The organism is Rugamonas violacea (assembly GCF_016461825.1).
Taxonomy (GTDB): domain Bacteria; phylum Pseudomonadota; class Gammaproteobacteria; order Burkholderiales; family Burkholderiaceae_D; genus Rugamonas.
The window spans coordinates 54,380-71,037 of the sequence record NZ_JAEMNU010000153.1; the positions used below are offsets into that span (position 1 = coordinate 54,380).

The following is a 16,658-nucleotide window of genomic DNA, read 5'->3' on the forward strand; positions in this document are numbered from 1 at the left end:
AATGTCGGCACTGACCCCGGGTGATGAGCCCGTCTGGCGGGCCGGCTTGCCGCTTAGAAGATGACGACGGAGCGGATCGATTCGCCGCTCTTCATCAGGTCGAAGCCTTCGTTGATGCGTTCGAGCGGCAGGCGGTGGGTGATCAGGTCGTCAATGTTGAGCTTGCCTTCCATGTACCAGTCGACAATCTTCGGCACGTCGGTGCGGCCGCGCGCGCCGCCGAAGGCCGAACCCTTCCAGACCCGTCCGGTGACCAGCTGGAACGGCCGCGTCGAGATCTCCTGGCCGGCCGCCGCCACGCCGATGACGATCGATTGGCCCCAGCCCTTGTGGCAGCACTCGAGCGCCTGGCGCATCGTGGTGGTGTTGCCGATGCACTCGAAGCTGTAGTCGGCGCCGCCGTCGGTCAGTTGGACGATGGTGTCGACCACGTTCTCGACCTCGGTCGGATTGACGAAGTGGGTCATGCCGAACTTGCGCGCCATGGCCTGGCGCGCCGGGTTGATGTCGACCCCGATGATCTTGTCGGCGCCGACCATCTTGGCGGCCTGGATCACGTTCAGGCCGATGCCGCCCAAACCGAACACGACCACGTTGGCGCCGGCCTCGACCTTGGCGGTGAACAGCACCGCGCCGACGCCGGTGGTGACGCCGCAACCGATGTAGCAGACCTTGTCGAACGGCGCGTCCTCGCGGATCTTGGCCAGCGCGATCTCCGGCACCACGATGTAGTTGGAGAAGGTCGAGGTGCCCATGTAGTGGTAGATCGGCTTGCCGTCGATGGAGAAGCGGCTGGTGGCGTCGGGCATCAGGCCGCGCCCCTGGGTCGAGCGGATCGACTGGCACAGGTTGGTCTTCTGCGACAGGCAGAATTTGCACTGGCGGCATTCCGGCGTGTACAGCGGAATGACGTGGTCGTCCTTCTTCAGCGACTTGACACCGGGGCCGACCTCGACCACCACGCCGGCGCCCTCGTGGCCCAGGATGGCCGGGAAGATGCCCTCGGGATCGGCGCCGGACAGGGTGTAGTAGTCGGTGTGGCAGATGCCGGTGGCCTTGATCTCGACCAGCACCTCGCCCTCGCGCGGGCCGCCCAGTTCGACTTCTTCGATGGTCAGCGGCTGGCCGGCCTTCCAGGCGATGGCTGCTTTGGTTTTCATGTGTTTTCCTGTCGGTATGTGGGTGGGGACCGGTACGGCGCGGACGACGCCCGTGCCGGCGCAGCGCCATGATATCAAGGCGGCGCCGGCAAGGAAAACAGTTTCGTTCAGGCGGCCGGGACGGCCTCGGCCAGCAGTCCGGCGACGGTGCGCCACAATTCGCGCGGCGAGGTCCACGGCTTGGGCAGGAAGGCGGCGGCGGTCGCGTCGTGCGGCGGCTGGCGCGCCGAGTAGAGCAGCACCGGCGGCGCGTCCGGCCGCCCGTTCAGCGCGGCCAGCAGGCTGGCGCCGTCGCCGTCGGGCAGGTCGGGGTCGAGCACCACCAGGGCGTAGCCGCCGTCCTGGATGGCGCGCCGCGCCTCGGCCAGCGTGGCGACGTGGGTGACGCGGGTTTCCGGCACCAGCAGGGTGGCCAGCACCAGGGCGGCGTCGCCGTCGCCGTCGATGTGCAGCACGCGCGGCGCCAGCGGCAGCACCAGGCCGGCGCTGGACGGCGCCGCGGCAAGCCCGTCGAGCGGGTCGCTGAAAAAGGCAAAGTGGTCGTCTATCATCTGTTCCCCGCGGGCGGCAAGCGCCGGTCGTCGGCCGGGCCAAAGGCGCCGGACGGACTGGCTGATGTTATGGATGGGTGCCGGCGGAGCTGGGCCGAACTGTGCTGACGTGGCCGCAGGTGAGGGGCGGCCGCAATGTTGCGTGTGCGGCGCGCGGCGGGGGGCTGGTGGCCCCGGCGTACGCGCCGTTGATTGATCTGTGACCTGTCTAGTGTACAACACGATGGCGACAATACAAGTGTCGCGGAAAAAAGTGTTGTAGCGCGGAATCAACCGGCGCCTGTACCTGTACCTGCACCGGTACCGGCGCCGGTACCGGCGCTGACGCCGTCACCGGGCCGATGCCACGCCTGCCCGGCTATTTTTTCAGCCGGCCGTTGAAGGCGGCGTGCAGGCCGTTCAGGGTCTCTTCGGCGGCCAGCAGCTGCTCGGCCACCTCGTTGACCTTGCGCCGGCTGGAGCGGGCGTGGTCGCGCAGCACCTCGAAGGCGGTGTTGCGGTCGGTCTGGAACTTGCACATCAGCAGGCCGACGGTCAGGCTGGTCTCGCGTCCGGCGGCCAGCGCGGCGTTCAGGTTGAGCTCGGTGCGGCGCAGTTGGCGGATCTCGTCGGCGCGCGCCAGGCCGGCCTGGAAAGCCGGCAGCAGCTGCTTCTCGTCGACCGGCTTGACCAGGAAACCGACGGCGCCGTAATCGGCGGCCTGCTTGCTCAGGTCGGCGTCGCCACGGCCGGACAGGAACATGAACGGCACCGAAGTGGTCGCGTGCAACTGCTTGGCCAGCTCCATGCCGGACATGCCGGGCATGTGGATGTCGAGCAGCGCCAGGTCGGGCTCGCGCACGGCGATCAGCGCCAGCGCCGCCTCGGCCGAGGCGGCCGTCACCGTGTCGTGGCCGGCGTGGCGCAACACGGCGCTGAGGAATTCGAGCAACAGCAGATCGTCGTCGACGATCAGGATCAGGCGTTTGGTGTCGGCGCGTGCGCTCATGGCGGGATAATCTTATATTAAAATCAACACCCCATTATAGGACCGAATCGCCCGGCCCCGGCGCATTTATGCGCCCCTGTTGCGCGCCGAAAACAACGCGTTGAACTGGCCGACCGCCAGCACCACGTCGTCGGCCAGGTAGACGCTGCTGATGGCGGCCACCAGGTCGGCGCCGCGCGCCACCAGCGGCGCCGCGTTGGCCGGCGTCATGCCGCCGATCACCACGCCGGGCACGCCGATGCAGGCGGCCGCCTGCCCGACTATGTCCGCCGAGGTGGTCACGGCGTACTGCTTGACGCGCGACGGGTAGAAGCCGCCGAAGGCGACATAGCTGGCGCCGGCCGCCTCGGCCGCGACGGCGCGCGGCAGGTCGCCGTAGCAGGAGGCGCCGACGATCTTGTCCGGCCCCAGCGCGGCGCGCACGGCGGCCACGCCGGCGTCGGTGCCGCCGACGTGGACGCCGTCGGCGCCAAGCTGTTGACAGAGTTCGGTGTGGTCGTTGATCACCAGCGGCACGCCATAGCGCCGGCACAGGGCCAGCAGCGCGCGCGCCTGCCGCTCGCGCAGCGCCGGCGCGGCGTCCTTGTGGCGGTACTGCAGCAGGGCGACGCCGGCGGCCAGCGCCTGCTCGGTGACGGCCAGCAGGCGCTCGGTGTCGTCCCAGTTGGGGGTGACCAGATACAGTCCCCGCTTGATACTCGGCTTAATACTCGACTTAATACTCGGCTCAATGCTCGGCTTGATGCTGGGCTTGCTGCTCGGCTGAATGCTTGACATGGTGTTCTCTCTCGAATGGGGTGGTGAGGCCGGCCGGCTCAGCGGCGCGGCACGCGCTGGCCGTCGGCGATGGCGTAGGAGTCGGCCAGGGTGTGATGGCAGTATTGCTGGGCGCGTTGCAGCGCGCGCTCCATCGTCAGGCCCTGGGCCAGCAAGCCGGCGCAGGCCGAGGCCAGGGTGCAGCCACTGCCGTGGAAGCCGCCGGCCAGGCGCTGCCAGCGCCAGTGCTGCTCGCGGCCGGCGCCATACCAGCGGTTGACGACAACGCCGCTGTCGTCGTCATGGCCGCCGGTGACCAGCACATGGCGACAGCCGCGCGCGCGCAGCGCCGCCGCCTGGGCGGCCGGCGTGTCCTGCCCGGTCAGCGCGCGCGCCTCGGGGCCGTTCGGCGTCAGCAACGTCACCAGCGGCAGCAACGGCGCCAGCGCCAGCGCGGCGTCGTCGCGCGACAGCAGGTCGCCGTGGCCGCTGGCCAGCACCGGATCGAGCACCACCGGCAGCTGCGGCTGCAATTGGCGCAGGCGTTCGATCAGGCCGGCGATCACGCGGGCGTTGGCGGCGCTGCCGGGGATGCCGATCTTGACGGCGGCGATGGCGATCTTGTCGATCAACACCTCGGCCTGGCGCAGCAGCAGCGCCGGCGCCACCGGCTCGACGGCGTGGACGCGGTCGTTGTCCTGCGCCGTCAGCGCCGTCACCACCGTCAACGCGTGGGCGCCCTGGGCGGCGATGGCCTGCAGGTCGGCCGCCACGCCGGCGCCGCCGGACGGGTCGACGCCGGCGAACACCAGCACGGCGGCGCGCCGTTCGCCGCCGCGCCGCTCGGCGCCGACGCCAACGCCGCCGCCGGCCATGCTCATGCCAGCCGGCCGGCCATCGGCGACGACGGCGAGGCGGCGAAGCGCTTGCCGATGCGGCCGGCGAGGAAGGCCTCGCGGCCGGCCTGCACGCCCAGGCGCATGGCGCGCGCCATGCGGATCGGGTCGCGCGCGCCGGCGATGGCGGTGTTCATCAACACACCGTCGCAGCCCAGCTCCATGGCGATGGCGGCGTCCGAGGCGGTGCCGACACCGGCGTCGACCAGCACCGGCACCGTGGCCTGCTCGATAATCAGCGACAGGTTCCATGGGTTGAGGATGCCCATGCCGGAGCCGATCAACGAGGCCAGCGGCATCACCGCGACGCAGCCGATCTGTTCGAGCAGCTTGGCCTGGATCGGATCGTCGCTGCAGTAGACCATCACGTCGAAGCCGTCGCGCACCAGCGCCTCGGCGGCGACCAAGGTCTCCGGCATGTGCGGGAACAGGGTCTTCTCGTCGCCCAGCACCTCCAGCTTGACCAGCTTGTGGCCGTTGAGCAGTTCGCGCGCCATCTGCAAGGTGTAGATGGCGTCCTTGGCGGTGTAGCAGCCGGCCGTGTTGGGCAGGATGGTGTACTGCGACGGCGGCAGCACGTCGAGCAGGCTGGGCGCCTTCGGGTCCTGGCCGATGTTGACGCGGCGGATCGCCACCGTGATGATCTCGGCGCCGGCGGCGTCGGTCGCCTCGCGGGTCTGCGCCAGGTCCTTGTACTTGCCGCTGCCGACCAGCAGGCGCGAGGTGTAGGTCTTGCCGGCGATGGTCAGCAGGTCTTGGTTTGCTTGTGTCATATTCGTTCTCCTATATGGGTTTGCCGGCCGCCTGGCAAATTGCGAAAACCCAGCGGCATAGATCTGGGGTCGGACCCGGCGGGTCCGACCCCGGCTCTCCGCCTTTGGGTGGTTTCAGCGCCGCCGGCAGCTTGAATTGGCGGCCCTGGGCTTAGCCGCCGCCGATGGCGCGCACGATCTCGACCTTGTCCTGCGGCTGCAGCACGCGCTGCGGCCACTGCTGGCGCGGCACCACGCTGCGGTTGACCGCCAGCGCCAGCGCCTGGCCGCCCAGGTCAAGGGCCTCGATCAGCGCCGCCAGCGTGTGCTGCGGCGGCACCGCGCGCGGCGCGCCATTGAGTTCGATGTCGATCATCGCGGCCTCACAATTTGCGATACAACTCGGCGCCGTTCTTGACGAACTCGATCGCCTTCACCGTCATGCCCTGCTCGATCGCCGCGCCGTCGCTCATGCCGTTGGCGGCGGCGTACTCGCGCACCTCCTGGGTGATCTTCATCGAGCAGAAGTGCGGGCCGCACATCGAGCAGAAGTGCGCCACCTTGGCCGAGTCCTTGGGCAGGGTCTCGTCGTGGAACTCGCGCGCCTTGTCCGGGTCCAGGCCGAGGTTGAACTGGTCGTCCCAGCGGAACTCGAAGCGCGCCTTGGACAGCGCGTTGTCGCGGATCTGCGCGCCCGGATGGCCCTTGGCCAGATCGGCCGCGTGCGCCGCGATCTTGTAGGTGATGATGCCGTCCTTGACGTCGTTCTTGTCGGGCAGGCCGAGATGCTCCTTCGGCGTGACGTAGCACAGCATGGCCGTGCCGTACCAGCCGATCAAGGCCGCGCCGATGCCGGAGGTGATGTGGTCGTAGCCGGGCGCGATGTCGGTGGTCAAAGGTCCCAGGGTGTAGAACGGCGCCTCGCCGCACTGCTCCAGTTGCAGGTCCATGTTCTCTTTGATCAGCTGCATCGGCACGTGGCCGGGGCCTTCGATCATCACCTGCACGTCGTGCTGCCAGGCGATCTGGGTCAGCTCGCCCAGGGTCTTCAGCTCGCCCAGCTGGGCCTCGTCGTTGGCGTCGTAGATCGAGCCGGGACGCAGGCCGTCGCCCAGCGAGAAGGAGACGTCGTAGGCCTTCATGATTTCGCAGATCTCGTTGAAGTGCGTGTAGAGGAAGGATTCCTTGTGGTGCGCCAGGCACCACTTGGCCATGATCGAGCCGCCGCGCGAGACGATGCCGGTGAGGCGCTTGGCGGTCATCGGCACGTAGCGCAGCAGCACGCCGGCGTGGATGGTGAAGTAGTCGACGCCCTGCTCGGCCTGTTCGATCAGGGTGTCGCGGAAGATCTCCCAGGTCAGGTCCTCGGCCTTGCCGTTGACCTTCTCCAGCGCCTGGTAGATCGGCACGGTGCCGATCGGCACCGGGCTGTTGCGGATGATCCATTCGCGCGTCTCGTGGATGTGCTTGCCGGTCGACAGGTCCATGACGTTGTCGCCGCCCCAGCGGATCGCCCAGGTCATTTTTTCGACTTCCTCGCCGATCGACGAGGTGACCGCCGAGTTGCCGATGTTGGCGTTGATCTTGACGAGGAAATTACGGCCGATGATCATCGGCTCGATCTCCGGGTGGTTGATGTTGGCCGGGATGATGGCGCGGCCACGGGCGATCTCCTCGCGCACGAACTCGCCGGTGATCTCGGCCGGGATGCTGGCGCCGTAGTTCTGCCCCGGGTGCTGGCGGCCCATCAAATCGGCCAAGCGCTGGCCCATCGGGCCGGAGTTCTTCAGGTTTTCCAGGTATTCCTTGCGCCGCATGTTCTCGCGGATGGCGACGAACTCCATCTCCGGCGTGACGATGCCACGGCGCGCGTAGTGCATCTGGGTGACGTTGGCGCCCTCTTTGGCGCGGCGCGGCAGGCGGTGCAGATTGAAGCGCAACTCGGCCAGTGCCGGATCGGCCAGGCGCGCCTGGCCGTATTCGGAAGTCGGGCCGGCCAGCTCCTCGGTGTCGCCGCGTTCCAGTATCCACGGCAGGCGCGGCGTGGCGGCCAGGCCGGAGCGGATGTCGATCACCGCGTCCGGATCGGTGTAGGGACCGGAGGTGTCGTAGACGTAGACCGGCGGATTGGCCTCGAAGCCGAACGAGGCCGGCGTGTCGGCCTGGCTGATTTCGCGCATCGGCACGCGGATGTCGGGCCGGCTGCCCTGCACATAGATCTTGCGCGAATTGGGCAGCGGCGCGATGGCGGCTTGGTCGACCACGGCGGTGGCGGAGAGGAATTTCGGATTGGCGTTCATTTGGCTCCTTGGTAGGCTACAGGAGCCAGCAAAGGAGGGTTGGACGGCGCCGGCGCGGGGTCGAATGGCGTGGATGACCCGGCGGCAAAATCCTAAGCTTCCCTTCGCTGGCATTATCCAGATCAGGTTCGGAGGGTATTTCTCACCCAGTCGTCGCGATGCGACGGCCAGGACCCCTAGCGTGTGCCGCCTTGCGGCAGCGGTGGCAATTATACATGGGCCGACGGCGCCGCCAAGCGCCTTGTGCGAAATCGGCGCCATAGTCGGTATTTGCCGGCGCCGGCTGGCAAAACCACCCAAAGGCAAGAACCGGGGTCAGACCCGCGGGGTCTGACCCCAGATTTTCGCCTGTGGGGTTGCTCGGTTTACGCCTGTCGGTTTTCTCAGTTTGCGCCTGTGGATTTTCCTAATGTAGCGGCATTCGCGCGCGGCATCCGGCAAGGCTAGACCTTGAACACGCTGACGATCTGCGCCAGGCCGGCGGCCTGCTCGTTCATCGACTGGGCGGCGGCGGCGGCCTGCTCCACCAGCGCGGCGTTCTGCTGGGTCATATTGTCCATCTCGGCGATGGCGTCGTTGATCTGGTCGATGCCCGAGCTCTGCTCCTGGCTGGCCGAGCTGATCTCGGCGACGATGTCGGTGACCCGGCGCACGCTGTCGACCACCTTGTCCATGGTGCTGCCGGTCATCTCGACCAGGCGCTCGCCGGCGGCGACCTTTTCGGCCGAGGTGTTGATCAGTTCCTTGATCTCGCGCGCCGCCGAGGCCGAGCGCTGCGCCAGGTTGCGCACCTCGGAGGCGACCACGGCGAAGCCACGGCCCTGCTCGCCGGCACGGGCCGCCTCGACGGCGGCGTTCAGCGCCAGGATGTTCGTCTGGAAGGCGATGCCGTCGATCACGCTGATGATGTCGCTGATCTGCTTGGACGATTCGTTGATCGCGCCCATCGTCTCGACCACCTGGCCGACCGCCCGGCCGGCCTGGGTCGCCACGTCCGAGGCGGAGATCGCCAGCTGGTTGGCCTGGCGCGCGTTGTCGGCGTTCTGCCGCACGGTCGAGGTCATCTCCTCCATGGTCGAGGCGGTCTCCTCCAGCGCGCCGGCCTGCTGCTCGGTGCGGGCCGACAGGTCGTGGTTGCCGGCCGAGATTTCACCCGAGGCGGTGGAGATGGAATTGGCGTCGCTGCGCACCTGGCTGACGATGCGCGCCAGGTTGTCGCGCATCGCCTGGATGGCGAACAGCAGGCTGGACTTGTCGGCCGGCGCCAGCGTGATCGGCGTGGTCAGGTCGCCCTGGGCGATCTGGCCGACGATGCCGACGGCGTACTCCGGCTCGCCGCCCAGCTGGCCGAGGATGCGGCGCAGCATATGCCAGGCCAGGCCGCCGACCACCACCATCAGGGACAGGCCCAGGCCGAGCAGGATGGTGGCCTGCTTCCAGAAGCGCTGGTTGATGTCGTCGATATAGGCGCCGGTGCCGATCATCCAGTTCCACGGGGCGAACTTGGTCACGGCGTACATCTTGGCGACCTTTTCCTTGACGCCCGGACGGGTGCCCTCCTGCTCGACGATGCCGATGCGCGCCTTGGCGATGGCGGCGCGGTAACCGTCGCCGCTCTCCTTGCTCTGCGGCTTGCCGACGCGCTTGGGGTCGGGGTGGGCGATCAGCACATCGGCGCTGGCTTCGCGCACGAAGTAGTACATCTCGTCCTTGTGGAAGCCGTTGAGCGACTGCACCGCCAGGCGCTGCGCGTCCTCGCGGCTCATCTTGCCCGACTGTTCGAGGGCGTAAGCCTGTTCCACCGAGGCGTTGGCCAGTTCGACCAGGTTGCTCAGTTGCGCGGTGCGCTCCTCCATCATGGTCGCGCGCAGGGCGATCAGCGAGACGGTGGCGATGGCGAGGATGCCGAGCAAGGTGGCGGCGCAAAGAAGAAGTATACGGGTGCTGAGTTTCATGTCGATCTCTCGTGTGGATGGCCGCTGTGGTCTGGCCAAGCAGGAGGAGCCGGCGCGGAAGGGCCGGGCCTGGAATACCGCACAGGGGGGCGCCATGGATAATGGGGCCTGTGCGGAAAAGTGATTTCAGGCAACAGTATAACAGTTGCGGGGAAATTCAGCTCGGCAAGGCGGAGAAAACGGCGGGCCGGCGGCCGCGCCGGGCCGCCGGTGTTGCGAAACGGGGAAAGGGACGGCCAAGGCCTTGACCGTCCTGCCAAGATTGCCCCGCCGGCGCGGCGGCAAGGCGCGCTATTGCGGCCGGTAGGTCAGCGTCAAGGTGTAGCTGGACGCGCTGTAACCGTTGAGCAGCACATACAGGTCGCCGTTGGCGTTGACGGCGACGCTGCAGGTCTCGCTGCTGGTCGGGCCATCCGACTTGCAGTCGTAGCTGCTGGTGCTCGGCGCGCTGCCATTGCGCACGTACAGGTCGGTGTCGCCGCTGCCGCTCAGGGTGGCGGCGAAGCTGCCGCCGGCGGCCACCTTGAACGGACCGTAGTTCTTCTTCTGCCCCTTGCTCAGGCTGCCGCTGAAGGTTTCCGTGCGGTCGCCCGGCGGCGTCACGCCGGGACCGTCGCTGCCCAACTCGACGGCGTAGGCCAGCGCCATGCGGGCGAACTTGAGGGCGTTGTCGGCCTGGTTGCCGGAGTTGGCGTAGGTGTCGTTGGCGCTGTGGATGTAGGGGTTGTCCTGGCCCAGCGTGGTCTCGAAGGGCATCGAGCTCCAGTAGCCCTGCGCCGTCCACGAGGCGTGGTCGGAACAGGCGTAGCCGCACTGGTCGTAGCCGATTTTCAAGGTCGGCAGATAGGCGCCGATCAGCTTGACGACGAAGTCGTTCTGCGCGCTGTCGGTGTAGTCGGTGTACATGTAGATGTCGTAGGGCGAGCCCTTGTAGTTGGTCATGTCGAGCTGCATCACGCCGACCACCTTGACGTTGTTGTTCTTGTGGTTCAAGGCGATGTCCTGCGAGCCGCGCAGGCCGACCTCCTCGGCGGCGTAGCCGATCAGCTTGATGGTGCGGCGCGGATGGTAGCCGCCCGCCACCATCGCCCGCAGCACCTCGGTCAGGCTGGCCACGCCGGAGGCGTCGTCGTCGGCGCCGGGCGCGCGCGTGGTCTCGCTGGTGCCGTTCTGGTTGATCGAGTCGAGGTGGCCGCCCAGCACGATCACTTCGCTGCCGTTGTCGCTGCCGGCGATGGTCAGGATCACCGACTTCTGCGGATAGGCGGAATGGCTGAACTGGCTCACCGTGATGTCGCTGCGGCCGGCGGCGATGCTGGTCCAGCGCTGCTTCAGCCAGTCCGAGGCGTTGACGCCGTTGTTGGTGGTGTAGTAGCGGTTGGCGAAGGCCGACATGTCGACGATGGTCTGGCCGATATTGCTCGCCTGCATTTGCGCCAGCATCGGGTTGACCACGCTCTGCTGGTCGATCACATACGACGGCCGGGGCGTGGCCAGCAAGCTGGTCTTCAACGGCGGACTCAGCGCGGACAGCCCGGCCGCCTCGCTGGGGTGGTACATGAAGCCGCCGCAGCGGTGCAGCTCCTTGTGCACGGCGGCCGACAGGCCGAGCATCTGCTGTTCGTCGACCTCGACCAGGTGGACCCGCTCCTGGCCGCTGCGCTGGCCCGGCGCCGACTGGGTTTGCGTGGCGCGGCTTTCGCGCGCGATCGCCTGCGGCGCGACCTTTTGCAACTGGCTGTAGGCGGCGTCGCCGACGGTGATCCAGATCTTGTTCGACTGCGTGCTCGACTGCGTGCTCGACTGCGCGGCGGCGTGAGCGCTGGTGCCGGCCAACAGGCCGGCCAGCAGCACGGCGATGAGGCGTGGGGTCATGTCCATCTCCTTGTCATCAATTGAACTTCAGGGCGGCCAACCTTATTCCATTGATGCCCGCCAGTCAAAAAAGTTGCATAAATCGACAAATAGAAGGAAAAGTCACGCTTTTTAACAGCGGCGGCGGCGCCGATGTTTGCACCGCACCAACAAAAAGCCCCCGGCCGCGCCGGCCCTCTGGCGACATTGGCAAGGTTTCAGCGCCAAATAGCCACCGATCGCGCGCGTTTGGGCGGAATTTGCGCCGGCGGACGCCGCCGCCGTGCGCAGGGCCGGCGGCGTCCCTTATAATGGTTCTTTTCGCAAATTTACAAGCCAAATCATGGAATTAGCCAAGTCTTTCGAGCCTGCCGACATTGAACAATTCTGGCGCAGCGAGTGGGAACAGCGCGGTTACTTCACCGCCACCCTCGACGCCGGCAAACCGTCCTTCGGCATCCAGCTGCCGCCGCCGAACGTCACCGGCACGCTGCACATGGGCCACGCCTTCAACCAGACCGTGATGGACGGCCTGACCCGCTACCACCGCATGCTCGGCCACAACACCGCCTGGATTCCCGGCACCGACCACGCCGGCATCGCCACGCAGATCGTCGTCGAGCGCCAGCTCGACGCGCAGAAGATCTCGCGCCATGATTTGGGCCGCGAAAAATTCGTCGAAAAAGTCTGGGAGTGGAAAGAAAAATCCGGCTCCACCATCACCGGCCAGATGCGCCGCATGGGCACCTCGCCGGACTGGAAGCGCGAGTACTTCACCATGGACGAAACCCGCTCGAAGGTCGTCACCGACGTCTTCGTGCGCCTGCACGAGCAGGGCCTGATCTACCGTGGCAAACGCCTGGTCAACTGGGACCCGGTGCTGGGCACCGCCGTGTCCGACCTGGAAGTGGCGTCGGAGGAGGAGGACGGCTCGATGTGGTACATCAAGTACCCGCTGGCCGACGGCAGCGGCTTCCTGACGGTGGCCACCACCCGTCCGGAAACCATGCTGGGCGACACCGCCGTGGCGGTCGACCCGACCGACGAGCGCTACCAGGCGCTGGTCGGCCAGATGCTCAAGCTGCCCCTGAGCGAGCGCGAAATCCCGATCATCGCCGACTCCTATGTCGACAAGGAATTCGGCACCGGCTGCGTCAAGATCACCCCGGCCCACGACCTGAACGATTACGCCGTCGGCCAGCGCCACAACCTCGACATGCCGATCATCCTGACGCTCGACGCCAAGATCAGCGACGAGGCGCCGGCCGCCTACCGCGGCATGGACCGCTTCGCCGCGCGCAAGCAGATCGTCGCCGACCTCGACGCCCTGGGCTTGCTGGAACAGGTCAAGCCGCACAAGCTGATGGTGCCGCGCGGCGACCGCACCGGCGTCATCATCGAGCCGATGCTGACCGACCAGTGGTTCGTGGCGATGAGCAAGCCGGCGCCGGAAGGCACCTTCTTCCCCGGCAAATCGATCGCCGAAACGGCGCTCGACAAGGTCGCCAACGGCGAGATCAAGTTCGTGCCGGAAAACTGGAGCACCACCTACAACCAGTGGCTCAACAACATCCAGGACTGGTGCATCTCGCGCCAACTGTGGTGGGGCCACCAGATCCCTGCCTGGTACGACGAGAAGGGCAACATCTTCGTCGCCAAGACCGAGGAGGAGGCGCGCGCCAAGGCCCACGCCGCCGGCAGCACCGGCATGTTGCGGCGCGACGCCGACGTGCTCGACACCTGGTTCTCGTCGGCGCTGATCCCCTTCTCGACCATGGGCTGGCCGGAGGAAACCCCGGACATCAAGGCCTTCCTGCCGTCGTCGGTGCTGGTCACCGGCTTCGACATCATCTTCTTCTGGGTCGCCCGGATGGTGATGATGACCGCCCACTTCACGGGAAAAGTGCCATTTAACACCGTGTACGTGCACGGCCTGGTGCGCGACTCGACGGGACAGAAGATGTCCAAGTCGAAGGGCAACACGCTCGACCCGATCGACCTGATCGACGGCATCGACCTGGAGGGGCTGATCGTCAAGCGCACCACCGGCCTGATGAATCCGCGCGACGCCGAGAAGATCGCCAAGGCGACGCGCAAGGAATTCCCCAACGGTATCGCCGCCTACGGCAGCGACGCGGTGCGCTTCACCATGGCCAGCTACGCCTCGCTGGGCCGCAACATCAACTTCGACCTGGGCCGCTGCGAAGGCTACCGCAACTTCTGCAACAAGATGTGGAACGCCACCCGCTTCGTGCTGATGAACACCGAAGGCAAGGATTGCACGCCGAACGAGGCCGAGCTGTCGATGGCCGACAAGTGGATCATCTCGCTGCTGCAAAAGGCCGAGCTGGACGTCGCCAAGGGCTTCGAGGACTTCCGCTTCGACAACATCGCCAGCACCATCTACAAGTTCGTCTGGGACGAGTACTGCGACTGGTATCTGGAAGTGGCCAAGGTGCAAGTGCAGCACGGCACGGAAGGCCAGCAACAAGCCACCCGCCACACCCTGCTGCGCGTGCTGGAAGTGGTGCTGCGCCTGGCGCATCCGATCATTCCTTTCGTCACCGAAGCGCTGTGGCAGACCGTCGCCCCGCTGGCCGGCAAGACGCTGAACCCGGCCGGCGATTCGATCATGATGCAGCCGTATCCGATCGCCAACACCGCGAAAATCGACGAGGCCGCCGAAGCCTGGATGCAGCAACTCAAGGCGCTGACCGACGCCACCCGCAACCTGCGCGGCGAGATGCAGTTGTCGCCGTCGCTGCGGGTGCCGCTGATCGTCGAGGCGAAGGATGCCGCCGACCGTGCCGCGCTGGAAGTGTTCGCGCCCTACGTGCAGTCGCTGGGCAAGCTGGCCGAGGTCAACATCGTCGACGCCCTGCCGGAATCGCCGGCCGCCGTCTCCATCGTCGGCACCACCAAGCTGATGCTGAAGGTGGAGATCGACGTCAAGGCCGAGCGCGAGCGCCTGTCCAAGGAGATCGCCCGCCTCGAAGGCGAGATCGCCAAGGCCAACGGCAAACTGTCCAACGAGAGCTTCGTCGCCCGCGCGCCGGTCGAGGTGGTGGCCCAGGAGAAGGAACGGGTCGCCAACTTCGGCGCCACGGTGGAGAAGATGCGCGAACAGTTCGCCAAACTGCCTGCCGCATAAGTCTTTGCGTTGCGGCCGCTGGCCGCGATTCCGCCAAATTAAGGCGCCGGCGACGGCAAACACCACCCACCGGCAGAGAGCCGGGGTCGGACTCCCCGCCTTGGCGCGGCGGGTCCGACCCCAGTTCTTTGCCGGTGGGTTTTTTTACGTCCAGGAGACGAAATAGCACGAGTGGTCAAATTTTTTGCGGAGAGATGCTCACAAGCGATAACAGTTTGCTAAACTTGGGCTCGCATAAAAACTAAACCTTTGGAGACAACAAAATGCGCTCAATCAAACAAGTAGCAATCATCGCCGGCGGCATCGCCGCGTCCCTGCTGGCCGCGCCGGTGTGGGCCGACGAGGGCAGCCCGGTCGGCCTGTGGAAGAACATCGACGACGTCTCCGGCAAGCCGAAGGCGCTGATCCGCATCACCGAGAGCAACGGTGCGCTGCAGGGCCAGATCGAGAAACTGTTCCGCGCCCCCAACGAGGAGCAGAATCCGAAGTGCGACAAGTGCGAGGGCGCCCGCAAGGACGCGCCGGTGATCGGCCTGGTCATCATGTCGGGACTGAAGAAGGACGGCAGCGAGTACACCGGCGGCGAGATCCTCGACCCGGACAACGGCAAGGTCTACAAGAGCAAGATGAACCTGGCCGACGGCGGCAAGAAACTCAACGTGCGCGGCTACATCGGCATTCCGATGCTGGGCCGTTCGCAGACCTGGGTGCGGCAGGACTAAGCCCCGCCACCCCGCCACCCGCTGGGAACGCCGCCGGACAGCTTGCTGCCGGCGGCGTTTTTTATGGTTGTGGAATGTGCTTGCGCAGGTGCCGGTCCAGGCTGTTGGCGAAGCTCTGCCGGTCGGACTGGCTGAAGGCCGCCGGGCCGCCGGTGTCGACGCCGCTGCCGCGCAGCTCGTCCATGAAGGCGCGCATGGTCAGCATCTGCGCGATGTTGTCGTTGGTGTAGAACTCGCCGCGCGGGTTGAGCGCGAAGCCGCCCTTCTTCAGCACGTCCGAAGCCAGCGGGATGTCGCCGGTGACGACCAGGTCGCCGGCCGCCAGCAGGCGCACGATCTCCTGGTCGGCCACGTCGGCGCCGGACGGCACCTGCACCGAGCGGATGTAGCGCGATGGCGGCACGCGCAGCAACTGGTTGGCCACCAGAGTCAGCTGCAACTGCGTGCGCTCGGCGACGCGGTACAGAATATCCTTGACCACGGCCGGACAGGCGTCGGCGTCGACCCAGATCTGCATCATTGCTCCCACAGCTCGCCGTTCGGACTGAGCCGGGGCGGCGTCACGCCGAAGTGCAGGTAGGCGGCCGGCGTGGCCACCCGGCCGCGCGGCGTGCGCTGCAAGAATCCCTGCTGGATCAAATACGGTTCGAGCACGTCCTCGATGGTGTCGGCCGCCTCGCCGATGGCCGCCGCCAGGTTGCCGACGCCGACCGGGCCGCCGCCGAACTTGAACAGCACCGCCTCGAGCAGCTTGCGGTCCATCACGTCGAAGCCGACCGTGTCGACGTCGAGCATCACCAGCGCGGCGTCGGCGACGGCCTTGGTGATGTCGCCGTTGCCCTTGACCTCGGCGTAGTCGCGCACCCGGCGCAGCAGCCGGTTGGCGATGCGCGGCGTGCCGCGCGCGCGGCGGGCGATCTCGACCGCGCCGTCCGGCTCGATGTGGGCCTTCAACAGCGCGGCGCTGCGCGTGACGATCTTGGTCAATTCCTCCGCCGTGTAGAACTCCAGCCGGGCGACGATGCCGAAGCGGTCGCGCAGCGGGTTGGTCAGCATGCCGGCGCGGGTGGTGGCGCCGACCAGGGTGAACGGTTGCAGGTCCAGCTTGACCGAGCGGGCGGCCGGGCCTTCGCCGATCATGATGTCGATCTGGTAGTCCTCCAGCGCCGGGTAGAGGATCTCCTCGACCACCGGCGACAGGCGGTGGATCTCGTCGATGAACAGCACGTCGTTGGCTTCCAGGTTGGTCAGGATGGCGGCCAGGTCGCCCGGCCGCTCCAGCACCGGGCCGGAGGTCTGGCGCAGGTTGACGCCCATCTCGCGGGCGATGATGTTGGCCAGGGTGGTCTTGCCCAGACCGGGCGGGCCGAACAGCAAGGTGTGGTCGAGCGCCTCGCCACGGTTGCGCGCCGCCGCGATGAAGATCTCCAGCTGGTCGCGGATCTTGCTCTGGCCGACGTATTCGTCCAGATGCTTGGGCCGCAGCGCCCGCTCGATGGCCTCCTCGTTGGGCGAGGACGGCGTCGGCGCGATGATGCGTTGTTCGGTGAAATTATCGGTCTGGATACTCATG

Annotated in this window: 14 protein-coding genes and 1 riboswitch; of the genes, 2 read left to right on the top strand and 12 right to left on the bottom strand. The window is 66.9% G+C overall.

All coding sequences use genetic code 11. From position 1 onward, the window contains the following. Positions 1-53: 53 nt before the first annotated feature. The 10 genes from H7U20_RS28710 to H7U20_RS28755 all read right to left on the bottom strand — a co-directional run bounded on the left by H7U20_RS28710 (position 54) and on the right by H7U20_RS28755 (position 11,233). Complete coding sequence (locus tag H7U20_RS28710; RefSeq protein ID WP_199762551.1) at positions 54-1,160, bottom strand: S-(hydroxymethyl)glutathione dehydrogenase/class III alcohol dehydrogenase; 1,107 nt, start codon at positions 1,158-1,160, stop codon at positions 54-56. Between the two features lie 107 nt (positions 1,161-1,267). Then, the gene (locus H7U20_RS28715) at positions 1,268-1,711 is read right to left on the bottom strand and encodes a response regulator (protein ID WP_199762552.1); all 444 of its coding nucleotides are present in this window, start codon (positions 1,709-1,711) and stop codon (positions 1,268-1,270) included. Between the two features lie 358 nt (positions 1,712-2,069). Next, positions 2,070-2,699, bottom strand: coding sequence for an ANTAR domain-containing response regulator (locus H7U20_RS28720; RefSeq protein WP_199762553.1), 630 nt, complete (start codon positions 2,697-2,699; stop codon positions 2,070-2,072). 66 nt (positions 2,700-2,765) lie between these two features. Continuing rightward, positions 2,766-3,476: a thiamine phosphate synthase gene (gene thiE / locus H7U20_RS28725; protein ID WP_199762554.1), complete on the bottom strand. Its 711-nt coding sequence runs from the start codon at positions 3,474-3,476 to the stop codon at positions 2,766-2,768. Positions 3,477-3,514: 38 nt separating this feature from the next. Beyond that, positions 3,515-4,330 carry a bifunctional hydroxymethylpyrimidine kinase/phosphomethylpyrimidine kinase gene (gene thiD / locus H7U20_RS28730; RefSeq protein WP_199762646.1) on the bottom strand — a complete coding sequence of 272 codons (816 nt, stop codon included), beginning with the start codon at positions 4,328-4,330 and terminating at the stop codon, positions 3,515-3,517. Between the two features lie 2 nt (positions 4,331-4,332). Next, positions 4,333-5,124 carry a thiazole synthase gene (locus H7U20_RS28735; protein WP_199762555.1) on the bottom strand — a complete coding sequence of 264 codons (792 nt, stop codon included), beginning with the start codon at positions 5,122-5,124 and terminating at the stop codon, positions 4,333-4,335. Between the two features lie 151 nt (positions 5,125-5,275). Then, positions 5,276-5,479 (bottom strand): sulfur carrier protein ThiS, encoded by a 204-nt coding sequence (gene thiS / locus H7U20_RS28740; protein WP_199762556.1) that lies wholly within the window; start codon positions 5,477-5,479, stop codon positions 5,276-5,278. 7 nt (positions 5,480-5,486) lie between these two features. Then, the gene (thiC, locus tag H7U20_RS28745) at positions 5,487-7,403 is read right to left on the bottom strand and encodes a phosphomethylpyrimidine synthase ThiC (protein WP_199762557.1); all 1,917 of its coding nucleotides are present in this window, start codon (positions 7,401-7,403) and stop codon (positions 5,487-5,489) included. A gap of 82 nt (positions 7,404-7,485) precedes the next feature. After that, positions 7,486-7,591: riboswitch (TPP riboswitch) on the bottom strand. Between the two features lie 255 nt (positions 7,592-7,846). Next, complete coding sequence (locus tag H7U20_RS28750; protein WP_199762558.1) at positions 7,847-9,358, bottom strand: methyl-accepting chemotaxis protein; 1,512 nt, start codon at positions 9,356-9,358, stop codon at positions 7,847-7,849. 291 nt (positions 9,359-9,649) lie between these two features. Continuing rightward, positions 9,650-11,233 (bottom strand): M20/M25/M40 family metallo-hydrolase, encoded by a 1,584-nt coding sequence (locus tag H7U20_RS28755; protein WP_199762559.1) that lies wholly within the window; start codon positions 11,231-11,233, stop codon positions 9,650-9,652. 322 nt (positions 11,234-11,555) lie between these two features. Between H7U20_RS28755 and H7U20_RS28760 the strand changes: the two genes are divergently transcribed. Together H7U20_RS28760 and H7U20_RS28765 are read left to right on the top strand one after the other, a co-directional pair. Then, complete coding sequence (locus tag H7U20_RS28760; protein ID WP_199762560.1) at positions 11,556-14,363, top strand: valine--tRNA ligase; 2,808 nt, start codon at positions 11,556-11,558, stop codon at positions 14,361-14,363. Between the two features lie 263 nt (positions 14,364-14,626). Beyond that, a complete protein-coding gene (locus tag H7U20_RS28765; RefSeq protein WP_199762561.1) occupies positions 14,627-15,085 on the top strand; it encodes a DUF2147 domain-containing protein in 459 nt (152 codons plus the stop codon). A gap of 61 nt (positions 15,086-15,146) precedes the next feature. On the opposite strand, the gene H7U20_RS28770 is transcribed toward H7U20_RS28765, so the two are convergent. Both H7U20_RS28770 and ruvB read right to left on the bottom strand, forming a co-directional pair. Next, entirely contained in the window at positions 15,147-15,602 is a 456-nt protein-coding gene (locus H7U20_RS28770; protein WP_199762647.1) for a YaiI/YqxD family protein, read from the bottom strand. Next, complete coding sequence (ruvB, locus tag H7U20_RS28775) at positions 15,602-16,657, bottom strand: Holliday junction branch migration DNA helicase RuvB (protein WP_199762562.1); 1,056 nt, start codon at positions 16,655-16,657, stop codon at positions 15,602-15,604. The genes H7U20_RS28770 and ruvB overlap by 1 nt, the downstream gene beginning before the upstream one ends. Position 16,658: the final 1 nt, after the last annotated feature.